The sequence below is a fragment of the Candidatus Caldatribacterium saccharofermentans genome (genome assembly GCF_050267035.1).
In the GTDB taxonomy this organism is placed as follows: Bacteria; Atribacterota; Atribacteria; order Atribacterales; family Caldatribacteriaceae; genus Caldatribacterium; species Caldatribacterium saccharofermentans.
Map to the genome: position 1 here is coordinate 1,682,281 of NZ_CP187957.1, position 21,059 is coordinate 1,703,339.

Annotated in this window: 19 protein-coding genes; 18 read left to right on the top strand and 1 reads right to left on the bottom strand. The window is 56.0% G+C overall.

Annotation, left to right across the window (positions count from 1 at the left end):
• Position 1 precedes the first annotated feature (1 nt).
• From ACPT9Q_RS08545 to ACPT9Q_RS08605, 13 genes are all read left to right on the top strand, one after another.
• Positions 2 to 958, top strand: coding sequence for an ABC transporter permease (locus tag ACPT9Q_RS08545; RefSeq protein ID WP_427365592.1), 957 nt, complete (start codon positions 2 to 4; stop codon positions 956 to 958).
• A 14-nt stretch (positions 959 to 972) separates the two neighbouring features.
• Complete coding sequence (locus tag ACPT9Q_RS08550) at positions 973 to 1,929, top strand: ABC transporter permease (RefSeq protein ID WP_427365593.1); 957 nt, start codon at positions 973 to 975, stop codon at positions 1,927 to 1,929.
• 412 nt (positions 1,930 to 2,341) lie between these two features.
• Positions 2,342 to 3,079 (top strand): GntR family transcriptional regulator, encoded by a 738-nt coding sequence (locus ACPT9Q_RS08555; RefSeq protein WP_427365594.1) that lies wholly within the window; start codon positions 2,342 to 2,344, stop codon positions 3,077 to 3,079.
• The gene (locus ACPT9Q_RS08560; protein WP_427365595.1) at positions 3,079 to 3,963 is read left to right on the top strand and encodes a sugar phosphate isomerase/epimerase family protein; all 885 of its coding nucleotides are present in this window, start codon (positions 3,079 to 3,081) and stop codon (positions 3,961 to 3,963) included. Before ACPT9Q_RS08555 ends, ACPT9Q_RS08560 begins: the two co-directional genes overlap by 1 nt.
• Before the next feature lie 21 nt (positions 3,964 to 3,984).
• Positions 3,985 to 5,115: a substrate-binding domain-containing protein gene (locus ACPT9Q_RS08565; RefSeq protein WP_017873062.1), complete on the top strand. Its 1,131-nt coding sequence runs from the start codon at positions 3,985 to 3,987 to the stop codon at positions 5,113 to 5,115.
• Between the two features lie 47 nt (positions 5,116 to 5,162).
• Positions 5,163 to 5,930 carry a glucose 1-dehydrogenase gene (locus tag ACPT9Q_RS08570; protein ID WP_017873061.1) on the top strand — a complete coding sequence of 256 codons (768 nt, stop codon included), beginning with the start codon at positions 5,163 to 5,165 and terminating at the stop codon, positions 5,928 to 5,930.
• Entirely contained in the window at positions 5,924 to 7,423 is a 1,500-nt protein-coding gene (locus ACPT9Q_RS08575) for an ATP-binding cassette domain-containing protein (protein ID WP_017873060.1), read from the top strand. The genes ACPT9Q_RS08570 and ACPT9Q_RS08575 overlap by 7 nt, the downstream gene beginning before the upstream one ends.
• 14 nt (positions 7,424 to 7,437) lie before the next feature.
• Entirely contained in the window at positions 7,438 to 8,460 is a 1,023-nt protein-coding gene (locus tag ACPT9Q_RS08580; RefSeq protein ID WP_017873059.1) for an ABC transporter permease subunit, read from the top strand.
• 15 nt (positions 8,461 to 8,475) lie between these two features.
• Positions 8,476 to 9,495: a Gfo/Idh/MocA family oxidoreductase gene (locus ACPT9Q_RS08585; RefSeq protein ID WP_017873058.1), complete on the top strand. Its 1,020-nt coding sequence runs from the start codon at positions 8,476 to 8,478 to the stop codon at positions 9,493 to 9,495.
• A complete protein-coding gene (locus tag ACPT9Q_RS08590; protein WP_427365596.1) occupies positions 9,495 to 11,021 on the top strand; it encodes a xylulokinase in 1,527 nt (508 codons plus the stop codon). The genes ACPT9Q_RS08585 and ACPT9Q_RS08590 overlap by 1 nt, the downstream gene beginning before the upstream one ends.
• A gap of 15 nt (positions 11,022 to 11,036) precedes the next feature.
• Positions 11,037 to 12,056 carry an alcohol dehydrogenase catalytic domain-containing protein gene (locus ACPT9Q_RS08595; protein WP_017873056.1) on the top strand — a complete coding sequence of 340 codons (1,020 nt, stop codon included), beginning with the start codon at positions 11,037 to 11,039 and terminating at the stop codon, positions 12,054 to 12,056.
• Between the two features lie 19 nt (positions 12,057 to 12,075).
• Positions 12,076 to 12,645: a glucose-6-phosphate isomerase family protein gene (locus ACPT9Q_RS08600; protein ID WP_017873055.1), complete on the top strand. Its 570-nt coding sequence runs from the start codon at positions 12,076 to 12,078 to the stop codon at positions 12,643 to 12,645.
• 12 nt (positions 12,646 to 12,657) lie between these two features.
• Complete coding sequence (locus tag ACPT9Q_RS08605) at positions 12,658 to 13,614, top strand: shikimate dehydrogenase family protein (protein WP_427365597.1); 957 nt, start codon at positions 12,658 to 12,660, stop codon at positions 13,612 to 13,614.
• On the opposite strand, the gene xylB is transcribed toward ACPT9Q_RS08605, so the two are convergent.
• Positions 13,611 to 15,095 carry a xylulokinase gene (gene xylB / locus ACPT9Q_RS08610; protein ID WP_427365598.1) on the bottom strand — a complete coding sequence of 495 codons (1,485 nt, stop codon included), beginning with the start codon at positions 15,093 to 15,095 and terminating at the stop codon, positions 13,611 to 13,613. The two genes, ACPT9Q_RS08605 and xylB, sit on opposite strands and share 4 nt — an antisense overlap.
• A gap of 209 nt (positions 15,096 to 15,304) precedes the next feature.
• Between xylB and argS the strand changes: the two genes are divergently transcribed.
• From argS to ACPT9Q_RS08635, 5 genes are read left to right on the top strand one after another with little or no spacing between them, the layout of a single operon-like run.
• Positions 15,305 to 16,969: an arginine--tRNA ligase gene (gene argS / locus ACPT9Q_RS08615; protein WP_427365599.1), complete on the top strand. Its 1,665-nt coding sequence runs from the start codon at positions 15,305 to 15,307 to the stop codon at positions 16,967 to 16,969.
• A gap of 14 nt (positions 16,970 to 16,983) precedes the next feature.
• A complete protein-coding gene (locus tag ACPT9Q_RS08620; RefSeq protein WP_427366753.1) occupies positions 16,984 to 18,612 on the top strand; it encodes a CTP synthase in 1,629 nt (542 codons plus the stop codon).
• Positions 18,609 to 19,427 carry a glutamate racemase gene (gene murI / locus ACPT9Q_RS08625; RefSeq protein ID WP_427365600.1) on the top strand — a complete coding sequence of 273 codons (819 nt, stop codon included), beginning with the start codon at positions 18,609 to 18,611 and terminating at the stop codon, positions 19,425 to 19,427. The genes ACPT9Q_RS08620 and murI overlap by 4 nt, the downstream gene beginning before the upstream one ends.
• Positions 19,414 to 20,316: a 4-(cytidine 5'-diphospho)-2-C-methyl-D-erythritol kinase gene (ispE, locus tag ACPT9Q_RS08630; protein WP_427365601.1), complete on the top strand. Its 903-nt coding sequence runs from the start codon at positions 19,414 to 19,416 to the stop codon at positions 20,314 to 20,316. The genes murI and ispE overlap by 14 nt, the downstream gene beginning before the upstream one ends.
• A complete protein-coding gene (locus tag ACPT9Q_RS08635) occupies positions 20,309 to 21,058 on the top strand; it encodes an NTP transferase domain-containing protein (protein ID WP_017873162.1) in 750 nt (249 codons plus the stop codon). Before ispE ends, ACPT9Q_RS08635 begins: the two co-directional genes overlap by 8 nt.
• The last annotated feature ends 1 nt before the right edge of the window (position 21,059 follow it).

The following is a 21,059-nucleotide window of genomic DNA, read 5'->3' on the forward strand; positions in this document are numbered from 1 at the left end:
GATGGTGAAGACTAGGCGGGTGTGGTATCCCTTTCTCCTTCTTGTGCGTCATCCGGTAGCCATTGTCCTTGTGGGGCTTGTGGTGCTTTTCTCCCTCCTCTATCCCCAGCGATTCCTCACTACCCTTAATCTCACCACGATTCTTAAGCAGTTCGTGACGCTTGTGCTCTTTGCCTTGGGTCCCTCAATGGTGGTGGTGACGGGATCTCTGGATCTCTCGTACGTGGGAATCTGGATGCTTGGAGGAGTGCTTGTCTGGCTTCTGACTCCAGTTCTTGGGCTTTTTGCCATCTGCGTTTTTCCTCTTCTTGGCCTTGGAACCGGATTCCTGGTAGGAGTGGTTCATGCCAGGGGAAAGGTCCCCTCCTTCATTCTGACCCTGTGTCTCCTTGTGGTCTACTGGGGGCTTACCGCGGTGCTCTCTGGGGGATATTCGCGGACCGTCAAGGGGTACGAATTCATCACTGCTTCCCTTGTGCCCTACATTCCCACGGCATTCCTCTGGTCCCTTCCCCTCATTGGAGCCGCCATCTACCTCATGGTCCGAACTCGCGTGGGGCTTTACCTTTACGCCATTGGTTCGAATGAAGAAGGGGCAAAGCTTGCGGGGATACCGGTTGAGAAGTACAAAATCCTCGCCTTCACCTTAAGTGGGTTTTTCACCGGACTTGGAACCATTGTGCTCTTCCAGCACCTTGGGGGCTCGGTTCCGGTGGAGCTCAACCTCAAAAACGTCGTCTGGCCTCTTGTAGCCATTGTCCTTGGGGGAACACCTCTTGTTGGGGGGAGCGGGGGACCACAGCGAACCCTTCTTGGGGCTCTGACCTTCAGCGTTTTCTACCGGGGGCTGTACCTTTCCCTTCTGCATCCAGAGATTCTTCAGCTCCTTGTAGGTATCCTCCTCATCGTGTCGATTATCGTGGGAGCACGGGGTCTCAGGGGTGTTGAAATCACCTGAGGAGGCGGAGAACAGTGATTGCAACATTCTCCCGGGAATGGATGAAAAAGAACGCCGGGACGCTATGGCCGCTTCTTGTTGCCAGCATCATCATTCTGGGATTCCAGGCGGTGAACCCGACTTTCCTGAGGTACGAAGGCCTTGTGACTCTGGTGTATGCCATGTCGTATTTTCTCATTGCCGCCTGTGGCCTGACTTTTGTCATCATGATGGGGTCGTTTGATTTCTCGGTACCGAGCGTGCTGAAGCTTGCCGCACTCCTCTGTGTCATGTACATTGAAAAGCTCGGTTTCTGGGCCATTCCTTTTGCGCTCCTTGTGAGTACAGGTCTTGGTTTGCTCAACGGTGTTCTTCTTGCCTATCTCAACGTCCCCTCCTTTATGGCCACCTTGGGGGTTTCCATTGTTGTTGAGGGGATTGGTCTCTATCTCTCGAAAGGCTTTCTCCATATCATGTACAATGAGCGCTTTCGGGCACTGGCCACAACCTTTATTTTTGGATTACCCTCGATTTTCTACTGGGCCATGGGGATCTGGGCTCTGTGCACCTTTGTTGCCCTCTGCACGCCTTTTGGGAGGAGAACGTATGCTATTGGAGGGAATCTCACCGCGGCGCGGCTTTCGGGGATCAACGTTGAGCGTCAGCGGGTCTATGTTTTTATGCTCAGCGGGTTCCTCGCTGGCCTTTCTGGGGTTCTCTACATGGCTCAGCTTGGTGGGGGATCCATGCTGATTGGCTCTGACATGTCCATTCCTCTCTTTGCCAGTGTTGTCGCCGGGGGCACGGCGCTTTCCGGAGGGATGGGAGGTCCACATCGCACGCTCCTTGGGGTCATCATTATCACCTGGATTCAAAGCGGCATGTTGATGCTGGCCCTGGGCCGGGACATCCAGATGGTGATTTTTGGCCTCATTGCTGTTGGGGTGGCCGTTGCCACCATGGACCGAAAAAGGATTCGAGTGGTGAAGTGAAGCCATGAAGTACGGAGCCTTTTCCCACATGTGGTTTCCCGAAGTGCAAGAAGAGTGTGTCTTCTCGCTTTTGCCCCGTCTTCGGGGAATGGGTTTTGAGGGCGTTGAAATCACCCTGACTCCCCGACCTCCTCTTCCATTGCCATTGCCGTGCCAGCCAAGGGGTATTCCTGGAGATGACCATATCGATTGGGTGGGGATATTCCGGGCTCTGAAGAGAAGAAATTCGCCGAGCCCGACGAGATTGCTCTGCGGGGGATTCACTTTTTGAAAACCATTGAGGAAACCGTTTTTCGCCTTCCCGAATAAGGGAGGAGAGGTTGACGAAGGAGAGCGTGAAGGGTATAATCTCTTTCGGTAAATACCATTTAACCTTTTAGCATACGAACGTATCGACAGAAGGAGTGGAGGCGTGTCTACCCTCAACCGAAAAGTCCCCATTCCTCTCTACTACCAGCTCAAGGAGATCATCCGGGAGCAAATTGAGGAAGGCGTCCTTGCCCCCGGGGATTTGCTCCCCTCTGAGCGGGAGCTCTCGGAAAAGTACGGCATCAGCCGTCCCACCGTCCGTCAGGCCCTGAAGGAACTGGTCTATGAAGGGCTCCTCACCCGGGAGAAGGGTCGGGGGACCTTTGTGGCCAAGCCCAAGCTCGAGTACGGGTTCATCCAGCACTTTGTCACCTTCTACGAGGACATGGCCCAGCGAGGCTACACCTTGAAGACCAAAGTCCTCCGCAAAGAACTCCAGGATCCTCCCAAACGCATTGCCAGGGCACTGCAGCTCAAAGAAGGAGAGAAGGTCATCTTCATCGAGCGCCTCCGCTTCGTGGAGGATGAACCTGTGGTCTGGGTTCAGAACCACATCCCCCACCACCTCTGCCCCGGGCTTTTGGAGGAAGACCTCACCGACCGCTCGCTGTACCGTCTCCTCACTGAACGCTACAACCTCAAGCCCCAGTGGGCAGAGGTGAGTCTGGAACCAGTCCTTGCCACCGACCGGGATGCCGAGCTTTTGGGCCTTGAACCCAAGGCTCCGGTCCTTCTTATGGAGAACATCACCTACGATGTCAACGACCGCCCCATTGACCTCTTCATCTCCCGTTTCCGGGGAGACAAGGGGAGAGTGCGGGTGAGGGTGCTGAGGAGCTGATGCCTGTGGGAAGATTACTGTACGCGGTTCATGCCTATGCCTGGACGTCTCGATGGACCGAAGAGTCCCTTCCTCTTCTTTCCAGGGCCCGGGAACTCGGTTTTGATGCCATTGAAATCCCCCTCATGGATATCGAGTCTGTTCACCCCCAGAGCATTCGAAAAGAAGCAGAACGGCTTGGCTTGCGAATCGTGACCTCCACGGTGCTCTCTGAGGAGACCGACGTTTCTTCTCCTGATGCGGCGGTACGCAGAAAGGGTCTTGAATACCTCAAGCGGTGCGTGGATGTCTCGGCGGAGATGGGGGCTTTGAGCTTTTCGGGGGTGATCTACTCAGCTTTGGGAAAGCGCATTGCGACCATCCCCGGTCGGGAATATCTGGAACGTGCTGCGGAAGCCCTGAAGAAGGTGGCCCAGTGGGCTCAGGATGCTCAGCTTCTTGTGGGGATTGAACCTGTGAACCGGTATGAGACCTTTCTCATCAACACCTGTGACCAGGCGCTTGAGCTCCTCAGGATGATCGACGAGCCCAATATGAGGATTCACCTTGATTCGTACCACATGAACATCGAGGAGAACGATTTTTATACTCCCACGAAGAAGGCAATTCCGTACCTCTGCCACTACCACCTGAGCGAGAGCCACCGGGGGATTCCCGGGACCGGGACCGTTGACTGGGAAGGCATCTTTCGGGCTCTTGCCGAGGGGGACTACCGGGGTGTTGTGGGGATGGAATCTTTTGCAGAGGTCTCCGATTCCATGCGGGCCGGAACCTGTGTCTGGCGGAAAATGGTTCCCTCAAGCGATGTGCTCCTCAGAGAAGGTCTGGCGTTCTTGAAAGCACTGGAGAAGCGGCATTTTGCCCCTTCTGGGGGCAAAAAATAAACGCACAAAGGGGGTTTTGGTATGCGGAGAAGCTTGGGCGTTGTATTCGTGCTGGTGTTCGTGCTTGGGTTGGCCCTTGGAGTGTGGGGTAAGGATATCCCCAAAATCACCATCGGCTGGACTCCGCCAGACATTACCGGAGTGTTCAAGACGGCCACCGACTTCTTTGAGAAAGCCGCAGCGGATGCCCGAAACCACGGTATCAACGTCGAGATTGTCACCCGTGCTCCTGCTGCACACACGGCCTTTGCAGACCAGATAGCTATCATCGAGGATTTCATCCAGCGTAAAGTCAATGTTATCGCCATTTCACCAATTGAGGTCGAGGTTGTGAAGCCGGCCCTCCAGGAGGCCAAGAAAGCCGGCATCCCGGTCATTGTGGTCAACCTCTTAGAACCTATTGAAGGTGTAGATGTTGACTGCTATATTGGTTTTGACAACACGGTGGCAGGAACGATTTCCGCCTACGCCGTGGTGGATTACTTTGGCGGACCGGGAGTCCTGGGTGAGGGAGAAAAAGTGGACGTTGCACCGGAAACCTTCCTTGACCTTGAGTTCTGGCAGAAGCTCTACACCCCGGAGGTCATCGAGAACCTCAAGGACAAAATCCAGGCTACCGGTGCCATCATCGAGGGCATTGCTGGAGGGTTCTTCTCCACCGCGCGGCTTCGGGGATTCCACTCCGTCATCGACCAGTTCCCGGGAATCAAAATCGTCACCACTCTCCCTGCAGACTGGAACAGGGAAAAGGCCATTAAGGTTACCGAGGACATCCTCTCGGCCAATCCAAAAGGGACGCTGGATTTCATCTGGGCAGCTTCAAATGAAATGGGTCTCGGTGCCATGCTTACCTGCGAGCGCTTAGGAAGAACTGAAGTCAAGGTCTTCACTAACGACGGAACACCTGAGTCCGTGGAGCGAATCCGCGAAGGACGGCTCATTGCTGAGACCTGGCACGGCTTCCCTGAGTGGGGCTGGTACGGAACAAAATACGCGGTTATGCTTGCTCTGGGCCTGAAGGATCAGGTACCGCAGTTTGTGGATATCCGTCCACGGATTGAATGGCAGGGTAACGCCGACATGTTCTACCCGAATCCCTATCTTGAGCCCATTGACTGGGAAGCCATCAAGAAGGCATACCTCGAAAAGTAAGAGATCGGGCCCCCTTTGGGGGCCCTTTCCTCAGGAGGTGAAACCCCTTGGACCTTGGATTCGGCGGGAAAGTGGCCATCGTTACCGGTGGCGGCGCAGGGATCGGTGAGGCTACGGTTCGGCTTTTTGCCCAGGAAGGAGCTCAGGTTGTTATCGCTGAGGCGAACCCGGAGAGGGGGAAAGCCCTGGAGGAGGACCTCAAAAAGCAGGGCTTTGTCGCCGAGTTTGTCGAGGTGGACGTATCTCAAAAAGACAGCGTGGACCAGATGGTCGAAAAGGTGCTGCACCGCTTTGGCCAAATCGACATCCTGGTGAATAACGCCGGGGTCTACGCCAAGGGCGACGCTCTGGTCTTCACCGAGGAGGATTTTGCAAGGCTTGTTGACGTGAACGTCAAAGGGGTGATCCTCTGCACCCAAAGTGTGGGGAGGCGAATGGTGGAGAGAAGAAGCGGCGTTATCGTGAATGTGGCTTCTGAGGCTGGCCTTGTAGCCATCCCGAACCAGATGGTGTACAACCTCACCAAGGCTGCAGTCATCTCCATCACGAGGAGTTGCGCGGTGGACTTTGCCAGCTATGGCGTGCGAGTGAACTGCGTCTGTCCGGGAACGACGTACACTCCTCTTGTAGAGGAAGCGCTCAGGAAGGAAAGAGATCCGGAGAAAGTGCGAAAAAGTCTTGAGGATTCTCGGCCTCTCAAAAGGCTCGGCAAGCCCGAAGAGATTGCTGCGGCTATTCTCTTTCTCGCTTCTCCTCTTCTTGGTTATGCCACCGGTGCGGTTTTGAGTGTTGATGGGGGATACACGGTATGGTGATGCCGCAAACGCCGATTCTTGAGGTCCGCAACGTCAGCAAATCCTTCCCCGGGGTGAAAGCACTCGATACGGTGAGCATGGATGTGCTTCCGGGGGAGGTTCATGCCCTTTTGGGGGAAAACGGCGCCGGGAAAAGCACGTTGATGAAAATCATAAGCGGTATTATTCCCAGAGATGCCGGAGAGATTTTCCTTGACGGAAAGTCAGTGCATTTTCTCTCCCCCCGGGATGCCCTGAATGCCGGTGTTGTCCTGGTGCAACAGGAACTTTCCCTTGTTCCTGACCTGAGTATCGCCGAGAACATCTTCTTGGGGAGATGGCCCAGGCGGGGTGTTCAAGTCGACTGGAACACGATTTTCTCCGAAACCGCTCATCTCCTCGAGCGCTTCGGTATCCGGGAGGATCCCCGCACCCCTGTTGGGTCTTTGAGTGTTGCCGAGCAGCAAACGGTGGAGATTCTCAAAGCTGTAAGCCGACCGAATTTGCGAATTCTTCTTCTAGATGAGCCGACCTCGGCCCTCAGCGAGGACGAGGTCAACCGCCTTTTTGAGCTGGTTGCCGAGATTAAAAAGACCGGCATCGGCATTATTTTTATTTCTCATAAACTGCACGAGGCCCTGCGCATTGCCGATCGGGTGACGGTCCTTCGAGATGGTCGAAAGGTCGTCACCGAAGAGGCTCGTCGCCTTGACGAGCGGATGCTCTTTGAGTACCTGACGGGGAAGTCAGTGGAGGTGCTTGAGACAGGTCATGGAGGAGACCACACTGAAGCGGTGATGCTTGCCCTCGAAGGCTTCTCGTCAGGGGGTTTTGTCAGAGATGTGAATCTGAAAGTCCGGAAGGGAGAGGTTTTTGTCCTCTTTGGTCTTATCGGTTCGGGTCGGACAACCCTGGCACGAGGGCTTTTCGGCCTTGAGCGAACGGCAGGAAAAATGACGCTTGAGGACAAAGTCGTACAACCCAAGAGCCCTCAGGAGGCTATTGCCCTTGGTATCGGGTACCTTCCTGAGGACCGCCGGCGGGCTCTGGTGTATGAGCTCCCTGTTTTCGCCAATATCACCCTGGCCATTCTCTCCCGGGTTTCCCGAAGGGGTATTCTCCGCCTTCGGGAAGAGGTGGGTCTTGCGGAAGACTTCGTCCGCTCTCTCCGGATCAAAACCCCAAATGTTTTTCGGGAGGTTCTGTACCTGAGTGGAGGGAACCAGCAGAAGGTGCTCCTTGCCCGGTGGCTGGCCCGAAAACCAAAGCTCCTCATCATGGACGAACCCACCCGGGGGATTGACGTAGGGGCCAAGTTTGAAATCCGCGCCATGGTGCGGGACCTTGCCCGCCAGGGACTGACCATTCTCTACATCACTTCCGAACCGGTGGAGGCTCTCGAGGTGGCAGACCGGATTGCGGTTATGCGAGGTGGCAGAATTGTGCGGATTTTTGAGCGCACGGATGGTATCGATAAAACCGTGCTCCTTGCTGTGGCCAGTGGAGTTTCCTGAAGGAGGTGCCTGCGTTGCCTCAAAATAGAGCAATTCCTGCATGGCGGGAGGGAGAGAGCCTGTCCCGAGCTCTGGTGAGCCTTCTTCTGAAGGGTGGGTCACTGGTTGGGCTTGTGGTGCTGAGTACGGCTTTTGCCATCCTTTCGCCACACTTCTTCACCCTGGGCAACTGGCTGAACATTTTCCGACAGGTGGCTGTGGTGCTCATTGCGGCTTCGGCACAGACGATGGTCATCATCACCGCTGGGATCGACCTCTCCGTTGGCTCAGTACTTGCCCTGGGAGGCTGTCTTGCGGCAGTGGCCATGAGTTACTGGGGGTGGCCCTTTGTAAGTGGTGCGCTCCTTGGAGTTTTCTTTGCCACCCTGGCGGGGCTGGCCAGCGGTGTCATCATTGCCAAGGGGAGAATTCCTGACTTCATCGCCACCCTTGGTATGCTTGGCGCCATACGGGGCATTGCGCTCCTTATCACCGGTGGTCTTCCCGTTCCCTCCCATTTCACGGCGACGAAGCTTGCGGGATATCTCCCGCAAAGCATTGTCTGGCTGGGGAGCGGGGACATCAAGGGCATTCCGGTTCCCATGGTGTTTGCCCTTCTTGTTGTGGCCATTACCTGGTTTATCCTGAACCGGACCACCTTTGGACGTTCGCTCTATGCGGTGGGTGGGAACCGGGAGGCGGCCCGTGCGGCAGGGATCAATGTGGATCGGATCAAAATCCTTGTCTATGGAGTCTCAGGGCTCTACTGTGGTCTTGCCGGTCTTGTGCTTGTGGGCCGGATGAATTCGGCCAATGCCCTGATGGCTGAGGGCCTGGAACTCCAGACCATTGCTGCAGTGGTCATCGGAGGGACGAATCTCTTTGGGGGTAAGGGGTCGGTTTTCGGAACCTTGATCGGTGCTATCCTCATGGGAGTTCTCTCAAATGGCCTCAATCTCCTTAACGTTGAGCCTTTCTGGCAGAGAGTGGTGAACGGACTCCTCATCGTGGCGGTTGTGGTCTTTGACCAGTGGCGGCGAAGAGTTACGAGAGATTAGAGGTGGAGGAAGAGCATGGAGAAGGTCACCTTTGTTCTTGTCGGTGCAGGACGGGCGGGAATGGTTCACGGGCGCAACCTCGTCCACTACATCCCCGAAGGGGAGCTGAAAGCGGTGGTGGACGTGGATGCGGCGAAAGCTCAAGAAGCGGCCGGAGAACTTGGGGTTCGCTGGTACACGTCTTTTGACGAAGCTCTTGAAAAGGAGAACTTCGATGCGGTGTGCATTGCCTCTCTCACCTTCACCCACCGGGATATCGTTGAGAAGGCTGCAGGGGCGAAAAAACACATTTTCTGCGAGAAGCCTCTAGCGCAGAATCTCGAAGAGGCCCTGGCCATGAAGAGGGCAGTGGAAGCGGCGGGGGTGAAGTTCCAGATTGGCTTCATGCGCCGGTATGACCCGGAGATCCGGAGGGCCTGGGAGATGGTTCAGGAGGGACTCATTGGCGACCTGGTCCTTGTGAAGTCCACAGGGAGAGGTCCTGGTCTTCCGCCGGCCTGGATCTGGGATCGGGCAAGAAGCGGTGGGATGCTTGCTGAAGTCTCCTCCCATGATATCGATGCCGTTCTGTGGTTTGTCCAGAAAAAACCAGAGCGGGTTTTCATGGAGGCGAAGAACTTCAAGTCCCCGGAGGCCAGAACACAGTTCCCCGATTTCTACGACCACTACCTTCTCACCATGGCCTTTCTTGACGGTCCCTTCGGGGTGGTTGACGGAGGATGCCCTGTAGGGTATGCCTATGACGCCCGGATGGAGATTCTGGGGACAAAGGGCATGATTCGGGTTGGGGAGACGGAGGGGAGAGGTCCCGTCCTCTATACGCCTGAGAAGAAAGCCATCCGGGACACCCAGGCGGGATGGGCACTCCGTTTCAAAGATGGGTACCTTGAGGAACTCAAGGCCTTCATTCGCGCGGTCCTTGCTGGTACTGCGCCCACACCTTCTCTTGAAGATGGGCTCCGGGTGGTGCGGGTTGTTGAGGCAGGACACGAATCCCTCGCCCTGGGGCAACCAGTGGCGATAAAGGAGTGGTGATGGTGGCGTTTCTCATTGGGTGTGACCTTGGGACGACGGCCACGAAAACCGGGCTTTTTGATACCGAGGGGAACGCTCTGGCCATTGCCCGGGAGAGTTCCAACATTATCTATGGCCGGGATGGGAGCGTCACGCAGGACCCCCAGGAAATGCTCCTCTCGGTGGTCCGCACAGTAAGGGAGGTTGTGGAAAAAAGCGGGGTGAACCCAAGAGAGATCCTTGCGATAGCCATCGATGGCCAGATGGCAGGTATTATGGGGGTGGATGCAAGGGGGGAAGCGGCGACCCCTTACGACTCCTGGCTTGACGTGCGTTCGGCCCCATATGCCGAGGAGATGAAGAAAGCTGAGGATCTCATCATCACGAGATCCGGCATGGGTCCAAGCATCAATCACGGACCGAAAATCCTCTGGTGGAAACACGAGCACCCTGAAGTTTACCAGCGCATTGCCAAGTTCACCGTTCCGGCCTGCTGGGTGGCACAGAAGCTCGCGGGACTCCAGGGGGATGAAACGTACATCGATTACACCTATATTCATTTCTCCTGCTTTGCTGACCTCGAGAGGAAAACGTGGGATGAGGAGATTCTCGGGCTTTTCGATATCGAAAAGGAGAAAATGCCCCGTATTCTTGCTCCCTGGGAAATTGTGGGGACGCTCCGGGCAGAGTGGGCAGAGGCCATGGGCCTTCCCTCGGGTATTCCCATCGTTGCCGGGTGCGGGGACCAGGCGGCGAACACCCTGGGGGCAGGGGTGGTGAGGCCCGGGATTGCCTTTGATATCGCCGGGACGGCCTCGTGTTTTGCCGTTTTTGTGGACCGGTTTGTGCCCGATGTGCAGCACAAAACCCTCCTTTTCCCCCGTTCTGTTCTTGAGGGATACTATTACCCCATGGCCTACATCAACGGGGGCGGCATGGATGTGGAGTGGGCCCGGAACGAGCTCTTCCGGGAGCTTGTGCACAACCCCGATGCCTTTGCCCGCATCAATGAAGAGGTGGAAAAGCGTGTCGTGCCGCCTTCTGGCATTGTCTTCCTTCCCCATCTTCGGGGGAGGAATTGCCCCACACAGCCGTACCTTCGGGGAGTTTTTGCTGGATTTAGCTGGGACCACACCCGGGAGCATCTCTTCCTTGCCATTCTTGAGGGTATTGCCTTTGAGTATGCCTTTTACCTCAAGGTTCTTCGGGAGCTCATGCCGGAAATCCACTTCTCCGAGGTTCGGGTCATCGGTGGCGGAGCAAAGTCGGCATTCTGGAACCGCCTCAAGGCAAGCATCCTCGGCATACCCTATGTGACACTCAATCGGGAGGAATTCTCCATCTGGGGCTCGGCGATGGTTGCGGGATTTGGTGTAGGTGTGTTCACCAATCTCGAGGAGAAGGCGTTCTCCTCTGTGGCAAAGGTTTCCGTTTTTGAGCCTGACGAGAACCTCCACAGGCAGTACCAGGAGTTCTTACCGTTCTACCTTGAGACCATGGAGAAGATGAACGAGGTCATGACGCGTTTCAGGTCACTCATTCGCTGAGGAAAGGAGAAAGCCATGAAAGCGGCGGTGTTTTCCTACCCCCAAGGTATACGTATCGTGGATGTCCCCGTTCCCCAGATTGGCCGGGGTGAGGTGCTTTTGCGGGTGCGCGCAGCGAGCCTCTGTGGAACGGATCTCCGGATTGCCCGAAGAGGCCACGGGTCCATTCCACAGGGAGTGCAGCGCATTTTGGGGCACGAGGTCGTGGGGGAAATCGTGGAGGTTGGGGAGGGAGTTACGGATCTCGCAGAGGGCATGCTCGTTCTTGTGGCACCGAACTACGGCTGTGGAAAGTGCCGTTTTTGCGTTGCCGGAGCACAGCACCACTGTCCCTCCGGGAAAGCCCTGGGGATTACCGAAGACGGTGGGTTTGCCGAGTACATGCGGGTTCCGGAAGAGGCGGTGCGCCAGGGCAACGTCTTTCCTCTGCCACCTGAAGCGGATCCGGTGATGTTTTCCTTTGCGGAAGCCCTTGCCTGTGTGGTTCACGGATTTTTGCCCCTTTCGGTGAGTTTCCGCGACACGGTCCTCATCTACGGTGCAGGACCCATCGGTCTCATGTTCCTTGAGCTTGCCCGCCTTTCTGGAGCCCGGGAGATATGGATGGCCGATATCAGCCCTTCCCGCCTTGAGAGAGCTGCTGCAAGGGGAGCCCGAACGATTGTCGTGGGCGAGAGGAAAGTCAAGGACGTCCTCCGCGATGTGGATGTGGTCATTGTGGCTGCTCCGGCACCCGATGCCCAGAGAGAGGCCCTGGAAGTGGCCGGAGTTTTCGGGCGAATCAACTTCTTTGGAGGTCTTCCGCCTGGTACTCCTGAAGTTCCCCTTGCCACAAACCTCATCCACTACAAGGAGCTCCTTGTGACCGGAACCACTCGCTCGAACAATTTCCACGTCCGTGCCGCTTTGGACCTTCTTGTGCGGCAGCTTGACCTCTCCTACCTTGTGAGCCACACGCTCCCCCTTGAGGCCATTGAAGAGGGCTTGCGGCTCATGGAGGGGAAGGATGCCTTAAAGGTTGTCCTTATTCCGTGAGAAAGCGAGGAGATCCGCTATGAAACCATTCAACGTTTTTGTGGACTTCACCACTGGAGAGTTGAAGCCAGGGAAAAGGGTTGTGCGCCGTCTCAGCGATGTGAGGTACATCTTCCAGAACCAGGAGGCGGCAGAAGCCATGCTTCGGGAAGGAGACCCTCTCGTCTACGAGGTCATCTACGCTGAGATTCCCGAGGAACCCGGGCACCTCGCCCATTGCACGACCATTATTTACCCCGGGAAGGTCGGACAGGAGTTCTTCCTGACCAAGGGACACCTCCACGAGAAACTCGACACCGCCGAGATTTACTTTTGCCTCCGCGGTGAAGGTCGACTCATCATGGCGTCACCGGAAGGAGAGTGTGAGGTCCTTCCCATGTATCCCGGGACGGCCTCGTACATTCCGCCTTTCTGGTCGCATCGTTCCGTTAACGTGGGGAGAGAACCCCTCATCTTCTACTGCATTTTCCCGGCTGACGCAGGGCATGATTACGCCACGATCGAGGAGACGGGCTTTCCGAAGGTCGTCCTTGAAGAGGATGGACAGGTTGTCGTGCGGGAGAACCCGAAATGGAAACCTAAAAGGTGAGGAGGATGAGGCATGGGCTTTCGGCTTCCTGAAAAGGCAACGCAACCCACGATGTACTTCATCGGGGTTACCACATCCCAGTCCTCGATCATGAAGCTTTTCCCGCTCTGGGCTCAAGAGCTGGGACTCAAGGATGCAGTCCTCAAAGGGATAGACATCGAGATCCATGCGCCCCGGGAGGTCTACCGGGAGGTGGTGTCCTTCATCAAAGAGGACCCGCTCTCTCTTGGAGCGCTTGTCACAACCCACAAGATTGACCTCTATGAGGCAGCCAGAGACCTTTTCGATTACCTTGACCCCTATGCCCAGCTTTTTGGAGAGCTCTCTTCAATCTCGAAGAACAACGGGCGCCTTGAGGGACATGCCAAGGATCCCATCTCAAGCGGCCTGGCCATGGAGGCGTTCATCCCGCCCAATTTCTGGAAAGAGCACGGTGGGGAAGTCTTCATCATGGGGGCAGGGGGCAGTGCCCGGGCGATTGCTGCGTATCTTTTTGATCCCAAAAAGAAGGACAACATGCCCACGAAGCTCTACGTAACGAACCGCAGTACCCCTCGCCTTGAAGCGATGAAAGAACTCATGCCCAAAATCAACCCCAATGTCGATGCAGAGTACATCCATGCCCCCACGTCTGAGGTGAACGATGCAGTTTTGGCGCGGGTCAAGCCGTACTCTCTCATCGTGAATGCCACAGGACTTGGCAAGGACCGTCCTGGCTCTCCTCTCACCGATGCGTGCGTTTTCCCCATGCACAGCCTCGTTTGGGAGCTGAACTACCGGGGGGATCTCAAGTTCATGCACCAGGCCCTGGCGCAGGCAAAAGAGCGACATCTCCACGTGGAAGACGGGTGGATATACTTCATCCACGGGTGGACCCAGGTCATTGCTCAGGTCTTCCACATCGACATCGACGCGGAGCGGTTTGCCCGGATTGAGCAAATCTCCCACGAGTTCCGGAAAAAGGGTTAGGTTCCCGGGGAGAGTTCGCGGAGGGCAGTGTATCCCTTCTGGAATTTCTGGTACAGCCTGTGGTATACCTCCACCCACGCTGGATCAGGGAGCGTAGGGTGGGTATACTGGACGAGGACTCGTGTGGCCTCATCGACGCTTCCGAAGCGTCCGCTGCCGACCATCGCGAGGATACACGCCCCAGTGGCGGCCTCTTCCCTGACCTGGGTGGTGAAAAGGGGCATGTCGAGGATCGAGGCAACGATTCGCCGCCAGAGGTTGCTCCTTGCCCCGCCTCCTGAAAAGACCGTTCGCTGGAAGTCGACTCCGAGCTCACGGAACACCTCAACGGCGTTCCTGAGGCCGAAACCCACTCCTTCCATGATGGCCCGGACGAAATGCCCTCGCTGGTGGGTAAGGTGGAGATTCACGAAAGCACCCCGGGCATGAGGGTCCATGTACGGGGTGCGCTCTCCAATGAGGTAAGGAAAGAAGAGCAATCCATTGCATCCGGCGTCGACCTTTTGCGCTTCCTGGTCGAGGTTGCGGAAGTCGAAAACGTGTGTGCCTGAGTCGAGGATGGACTTCTTGAACCAGCTCAGGGAAAGCCCTGCGCAGAGCGTGGCCCCAAGGAGGTGCCAGAATCCCGGGACGGCGTGGCAGAAGGTGTGGATGCGAAGCTTCGCATCCACAAGGGGCTGCGTGATCGGGGTGAAAACCTGTCCTCCGGTGCCGATGGTGACGAGGAGTTCTCCCTCATCGGTGACGCCGTTCCCTAAAGCGGCACAGTGCTGGTCTCCTGCTCCTGCCACCACAAGGCAAGGCCCTTTCATTCCCAATTCTTCCCGGACGTTTCTTGCCACCTGTCCTATGACCTGGGTGGACTCATGGACAGGAGGGAAAATCGCCCGGTCAAGGCCAAGAGCGGCGAGGATTTCTTCCGACCAGTTCCGCAGGCGAATGTTGAAAAGGAGCGTTGAGGAGGCGTCGGCAACATCCGTTGTGGGAGGGAGCCCCAGTTTCACCTTCAAGAAGTCTTTGGGAAGAAGAACGAAGCGGACCCGGCGGTAGACATCCGGGAGGTTTCTTCGAACCCAAAGAAGCGTTGCCGCCATAAAGCCTGTGGCAACATCGCTTCCCGCAAGTTTTAGGTATTCACCGACTTTTTCTCGGATTTCCCGGGCTTCCTGGTGACTTCTCTGGTCGGCCCAGATGATGGCTGGGTACAGGGGGACGAGACTTTCATCAAGCATCACTGTTCCGTGCATCTGTCCGGAAAAACTCAGGGCCCGGATTGTAGGCTCCGGGAGGGTGGCAAGAACCTCCTGTATGGCTTCTCTGGTTTTTTCCCACCAGGTCTCCGGATGTTGCTCTGCATACCCCGGGGTTGGGGTCAGAATGGAGTATTCCCGACTCGCTAAGGCGACAAAATTCCCCTCCTCGTCGTAACAGACGACCTTGACACTCTGAGTTCCAAGATCAATCCCAAGGAAGTACTCCATGGTCTCCTCCTGCTGTCCTTTGGTGGCACTTCTCCCATGAGCTTACCATGAGTGTGGAGGAAGGACAAGACCGAGCTTTGTCAGCACTTCGAGGGAGCTCTTCCTCAGGGAGAGCAGGAGCTCCCTTTCTTTTTGGTTGAAGCGAGGGAGAAAAAAATATATAATGACCCAGGATTCCAGGAGGACTCGTAGAACTGGGGAGAGCGACGATGAGTTACCTCATTCTTGAATCGCTCAGAGAAAAGGTCTGTGAAGCCCTTCGGTCTTTCGACTCTTCTTGGGAACATGTCGAGTTTGTGGTTGAGCCAACGCGGGAAAAGAAACACGGGGACTTTGCCACCAATGTTGCTTTTCTTTTGGCCCGTATTGCGAAGCGTCCGCCAAGAGAGGTGGCGCAGGACCTCCGGGGAGTTCTTCAGGAGCTGCTTTCGGGTATGGCCCGGGTTGAAGTGGCTGGAGGGGGCTTCATCAACTTCATCCTTGAGGATGGTTTTCTTCTGAAGCTCCTCGCCAGAGTCCTGGAGGAGGACGAACGTTTTGGAGAGATTGACCTTGGCAAGGGAAAGAGAATTCAAGTGGAGTTTGTGAGCGTCAACCCCACCGGGCCTCTCCATGTGGGACATGGGAAGTGTGCGGCCTTCGGCGATGCTTTAGCCAGGATCCTGAAAAAAGCAGGCTTTCAGGTTGAGAAGGAGTATTACATCAACGATGCAGGGAAACAGATAGAGCTCCTTGGGGCTTCTCTTGAAGCCCGTTTCCGCCAGCTCCTTGGAGAAGAGGCGGATATCCCTGAGGGGGGATACCGGGGAGAATACCTGGTGGACATTGCCCGGGAACTCTTCAAAGAGCGCGGAGCAGCTCTCCTCCACCTACCGGAGGAGGAGAGGGCAAGGGTTTTCCGGGAATATGCTGTGGGGAAAATCCTTGAGAACATCCGGAGGGATCTTGACGATTTCCGGGTTTCCTTTGATGTGTGGTTCAGCGAGCGCTCACTGTACGAGAATGGAGAGGTGGAGTACGTGCTCTCACTCCTCCGGGAGAGGGGGTACACGTACGAGAAGGATGGGGCTCTGTGGCTTCGGACGACTCTCTGGGGGGACGACAAGGACCGGGTACTGGTACGGGAAAACGGAGCGCCAACGTACTTTGCTTCTGACATTGCTTACCACTGGAACAAATGGAAGCGGGGGTTTGAGCGGGTCATCGACATCTGGGGAGCTGACCACCACGGGTACATCCCGAGGATGTACGCTGCCATGCGGGCTCTGGGGCTTCCTGAGGACTTCCTCGAGGTCTTTATTGTCCAGTTTGTAACACTCCTTCGCGGAGGACAGCCGGAACGGATGTCCACACGACAGGGGGAATTTGTGCCTCTGCGAAGCCTGATTGACGAAGTGGGGGTAGATGTGGCCCGGTATTACTTCCTCATGCGGGATCCTGAAGCGCACCTTGAGTTCGATGTAGAGGAGGCAAAGCGCCAATCCATGGACAATCCGGTGTACTACGTGCAGTATGCCCATGCCCGGATTGTTTCGGTTTTCCGGGAAGCCAGAAAGCGAGGTGTGGAGTGGGCACCTTCTGCAGAGGCGCTCTGTCCTGGCTTTGAGAACGAGGAAGAGCGGGACATTGCCAGGGCCATCGTGTACTTCCCGGAGGTCGTGAAACAGAGCGCCCTTCTCCGGCAGCCGTACCTTCTCTGCAACTACCTCCACGACCTTGCGGGGACTTTTCACGCCTTCTACAATCTCCATCGAATCCTCGACGAGGAAAACACTCCACGTACGGCCTTTCGCCTGACTCTGTGTCGACTCACCCAGATTGTGCTGCGAAATGCCCTGGAGCTCCTTGGGATCTCGGTTCCGGAGAGCATGTGAGCGAGGTTGAGACCATGGGGAAAAAGGCTGGGAAGTATATTTTTGTGACGGGTGGGGTTGTCTCCTCCCTGGGAAAAGGCATCACTGCGGCCTCTTTGGGGAGAATCCTCAAGAGCCGCGGGGTGAAAGTCACGATGCAGAAATTCGACCCCTACCTCAATGTGGATGCCGGTACCATGAATCCGTATCAGCACGGAGAGGTTTTTGTCACGTACGATGGGGGAGAGACAGACCTTGACCTTGGACACTACGAGAGGTTTATCGATGAGGAACTCTCAAAATCAAGTAACGTCACCACAGGGAAAATCTATAGCTCAGTTATCGACAAGGAACGGCGGGGAGATTTCCTGGGGGCCACCGTCCAGGTGATTCCCCATATTACCAATCAGATTAAAGAAGAGATTTTCCGTCTCCGGGAAGCAAGCGGAGCGGAGGTCTCGATTGTGGAGATTGGAGGAACGGTGGGGGATATCGAGGGGTTGCCTTTCCTTGAGGCCATCCGGCAGATTAAAAACGACATCGGTAAGGACAATTGCCTCTATGTCCACGTCACTCTTGTCCCGTACATTGAGGCGGCAGGAGAGTTAAAGTCCAAACCCACTCAACACAGCGTGAAGGAACTCCGGAGCATTGGCATTCAACCTGATGTCATCGTGTGCAGGTCCTCTCGACCCATCACTGCCGAGGTAATTTCGAAAATCGCCCTTTTCTGTGACATCGAAAAGGAAGCTATTGTTCCCCTTATGGACGTTCCGTCGATTTACGAGGTTCCCCTGGTTCTTGAAGAGCGTGGCGTTGGAGACCTTGTTACAGCCAAGCTCGGGCTGAGCGCTCATGAGGCAGACCTGGCCGGCTGGTCGGATATGGTGCAGCGAATGAAGGGGGCGAAAGACAGCGTTGTGATTGGTCTTGTGGGGAAATACGTGGAATCCAAGGATGCTTACCTCAGTATCTGCGAAGCCCTCAAGCACAGTGCTGCTTCCCTGGGAGTTCAGGTGGTCATCCGCCCGATTGAGGCGGGTATGCTGAAAGAGACGAACGTTGCTGATGTCCTCTCCGGAGTTGATGGTGTCCTTGTTCCTGGAGGATTCGGACACCGGGGGATTGAGGGGAAAATCGAGGCAGTACGGTATGCCCGTGAACGGGGTGTTCCCTTTTTGGGGATATGCCTTGGGATGCAGGTGGCGGTGATTGAATTTGCCCGGAATGTTCTTGGATTTTCCGATGCACATTCCACTGAGTTCAACCCCGATACGACCCATCCAGTCATTGACCTCCTTCCCTCTCAGCGGGGAATGCGAAATAAGGGCGGTACGATGCGCCTTGGGAATTACCGCTGTCTCCTTGAGCGGTCCTCGCAGAGTTTCGCCCTCTACGGCCAGGAGGAAATATGGGAGCGGCACCGTCACCGGTACGAGCTCAATGAGTACTTTGTGGACCAGCTTGAGAAAAGGGGCATGGTGATGGCGGGGTTCAATCCGGAGTACCAGGTTGTTGAGATTGTGGAGTTCCGGGAGCACCCTTTTTTTGTGGGTGTGCAGTTCCATCCCGAGTTCAAGTCCCGTCCCAATCGTCCCCATCCGCTCTTTCTGGGATTTTTAAAGGCCTCATGCGATTTTCGTCAGAGGAGAGGACAGGTTTGAAATCCGCGCCCATTGGCATCATGGATTCCGGCATTGGTGGGTTCAGTGTGGTCCTCGAGGTGCGAAAGCTCTTCCCTTTCTGTCCCATCGTCTACTTTGCCGACCCCCTGCATTTCCCCTATGGGGAGAAGCGAAAGGAGGAGCTTGCGCCAATTGTGCAGCCCGTTGTGGATTTTCTCGTTCACGGGATAAAAGTAGGACTTCTTGTTGTGGCCTGTGGCACGGTGAGTTCCCTTCTCCTTCCGGAGCTTCGGAAAAGGTATACCCTCCCGATACTTGGCATTGTTGAACCGGCGTGCCGGGAAGCCCTGGCGGTGGTTCAGGAGGGAGCGATAGGTGTTCTGGCCACCCGGGCAACCATTCGCGTGGGAGCCTTTCGCCAGGCCCTTACCCGTTTCCGGCCAGGGGTTGAGGTAGTTGAGGAGGCCTGGCCGGAGTTCATCGAGGCTGTGGAAGGGGGAGTGTTCGATACCCCTTCGTGGCGGCTCTGGGCGCGGGAGCGTCTTGAGGCACTCCATGCCCGGGGTGTACGGGGCGTCATCATGGGGTGCACCCATTTCGCCCTCATCAGTACCTTTTTTGAAGAGCTTGCTCGGGGGCTTTTCCCCATCGTGAACCCTGCAGTAAGCTGTGCCCAAGAGGTTGGGAAATTCTTGCCTTTGGGCCAGCCTCAGAAACCGGGGCCCCTGACGGTCTTTGTGCGGGGAGACCGGGAAGGGTTTCTCCGGGTGATTGAACGCTTCTGTTTCCCTCTGGAGATGGATGTGGTCTCCTTTGAGAACGCCTGCAGGTGGGTGGCCCATGCATGGGGATGAGAGAACCGCTTATGTGCTGTACTCCTACGCCAAGATCAACTGGTTCCTCGCAATACGAGGACTTCGTCAGGATGGGTACCACGATATCACCTCCCTCATGCAGCAGGTTGAGCTTGCCGATGAAATTCATATCACTCTTGCTTCTTCGGACGCTTTCTCGTGCAACTTCTCAATCCCCCTGGGGGAGGATAGCCTCTTACAGAAGACGGTTGACGTCCTGCGGGGAGCCTTCCCCGAGCTTTCCCGGATGCGTTTTGCCATCACGGTAAAGAAATCCATTCCTCCGGGGGGAGGGCTGGGAGGAGGGAGTAGCAATGCCGCCGCACTTTTGCGGTTCCTCCCGCAACTTGCAGGGTACCGCCCCCAGCTTGAGGAGCTTGTGGCGCTTTCCCTGTCCCTCGGTTCGGATATTCCCTTTTTTGTGGTTGGTGCTCCCTTTGCCCTGGTTGAGGGACGCGGGGAACGGGTCACGCCGCTTTCTTTCCCTCCACGCCGTCATCTAGTCCTCCTTTTCCCTCCTTTTCCCGTTTCCACCTCCTGGGCATACAGGAAGTGGGATGAGCGAAAACGCGAGGGGGGCTTTTCGCTGGAAGAGCGGCTCGTTGCGTTTCTCAAAAGGCAGGACCCCGGGGGTATTGAGGAAGTCATATGGAATGACTTTGAGGAGGTTCTTTTTGAGGAGTACCCCGTGCTCCTCAAGTACCGGAATCTCCTCCTTAAGCTTGGGTGTCGGAAGGCTTTCCTCACGGGGAGTGGCTCAACCCTTGTGGGGGTTGTGGGAAGCAGGGAAGAGGGTGAGACGGTGGTTGACCGACTCCGGAAGCGAGGATTGTCTGCTCTCTGGACTGTGACTCGCTGTGGAGACCATGGAGGGGAGAACCATGCCTGATGCTGTGATTCTTGCGGGGGGAAGTCAGGATGGGGAGATCGAAAAAAAATTTGGTGTTCTCAACCGTGCCCTTCTTGTCATTCGGGGGAAATTTATGATAGAGTATGTTATAGAGGCCCTCAGGAACGTATCCTCAGTTGGAAGAATAGTCGTTGTTGGACCAGTTCATGTGCTCCAGGCACGAATCGGGACCCGGGTTGATGCTGTTGTCCCAGCAGGAGATGACCCTTTTGAGAGCACGCTCAGAGGTCTTGAGGTTCTTAAGGCACAGGAGAAAGTTCTTGTAGCCACAAGTGACCTGCCCCTTCTCCGGGCTGAAGCGGTTCGGGATTTCCTTGCCCGGTGCGCGGAAGTGACCGCGGATTTCTACTACCCCATAGTTCGGAAGGAGAGCTACGAGGCCAGAATAGGGAAGGGGAAACGAACATTTGTCTGCCTTAAGGAGGGGTGTTTCACAGGGGGGAATTTGCTGCTTCTTGATCCCAAAGTGGTGGAGGCAAAGAGGGATTGGATTGCCCGTGTTGTCGCTCTCCGGAAGAGTCCTGTGGCCATTGCCCGACTTTTAGGGTTTAGGATTATCCTGAAGCTTCTCTTGCGACGTCTTTCCATTCGTGACATCGAGGATCGAGTGGAGCGCATCCTGGGGATGAGAGGTCGGGCAATCATCACGCCTTATGCCGAAATTGGTTTTGACGTTGACCGGGTGGAACATGTTGTTCTGGCTGAGAAACTCCTTGAGTGAA

Excerpts from the sequence above, each read along its gene's own strand:
- ACPT9Q_RS08545 (WP_427365592.1), top strand. The coding sequence starts at position 2 with ATGGTGAAGACTAGGCGGGTGTGGTATCCCTTTCTCCTTCTTGTGCGT.
- ACPT9Q_RS08560 (WP_427365595.1), top strand. The coding sequence starts at position 3,079 with ATGCCTGTGGGAAGATTACTGTACGCGGTTCATGCCTATGCCTGGACG.
- ACPT9Q_RS08565 (WP_017873062.1), top strand. The coding sequence starts at position 3,985 with ATGCGGAGAAGCTTGGGCGTTGTATTCGTGCTGGTGTTCGTGCTTGGG.
- ACPT9Q_RS08575 (WP_017873060.1), top strand. The coding sequence starts at position 5,924 with ATGGTGATGCCGCAAACGCCGATTCTTGAGGTCCGCAACGTCAGCAAA.
- ACPT9Q_RS08585 (WP_017873058.1), top strand. The coding sequence starts at position 8,476 with ATGGAGAAGGTCACCTTTGTTCTTGTCGGTGCAGGACGGGCGGGAATG.
- ACPT9Q_RS08590 (WP_427365596.1), top strand. The coding sequence starts at position 9,495 with ATGGTGGCGTTTCTCATTGGGTGTGACCTTGGGACGACGGCCACGAAA.
- ACPT9Q_RS08595 (WP_017873056.1), top strand. The coding sequence starts at position 11,037 with ATGAAAGCGGCGGTGTTTTCCTACCCCCAAGGTATACGTATCGTGGAT.
- ACPT9Q_RS08600 (WP_017873055.1), top strand. The coding sequence starts at position 12,076 with ATGAAACCATTCAACGTTTTTGTGGACTTCACCACTGGAGAGTTGAAG.
- ACPT9Q_RS08605 (WP_427365597.1), top strand. The coding sequence starts at position 12,658 with ATGGGCTTTCGGCTTCCTGAAAAGGCAACGCAACCCACGATGTACTTC.
- xylB (WP_427365598.1), bottom strand. The coding sequence starts at position 15,095 with ATGGAGTACTTCCTTGGGATTGATCTTGGAACTCAGAGTGTCAAGGTC.
- argS (WP_427365599.1), top strand. The coding sequence starts at position 15,305 with ATGAGTTACCTCATTCTTGAATCGCTCAGAGAAAAGGTCTGTGAAGCC.
- ACPT9Q_RS08620 (WP_427366753.1), top strand. The coding sequence starts at position 16,984 with ATGGGGAAAAAGGCTGGGAAGTATATTTTTGTGACGGGTGGGGTTGTC.
- ispE (WP_427365601.1), top strand. The coding sequence starts at position 19,414 with ATGCATGGGGATGAGAGAACCGCTTATGTGCTGTACTCCTACGCCAAG.
- ACPT9Q_RS08635 (WP_017873162.1), top strand. The coding sequence starts at position 20,309 with ATGCCTGATGCTGTGATTCTTGCGGGGGGAAGTCAGGATGGGGAGATC.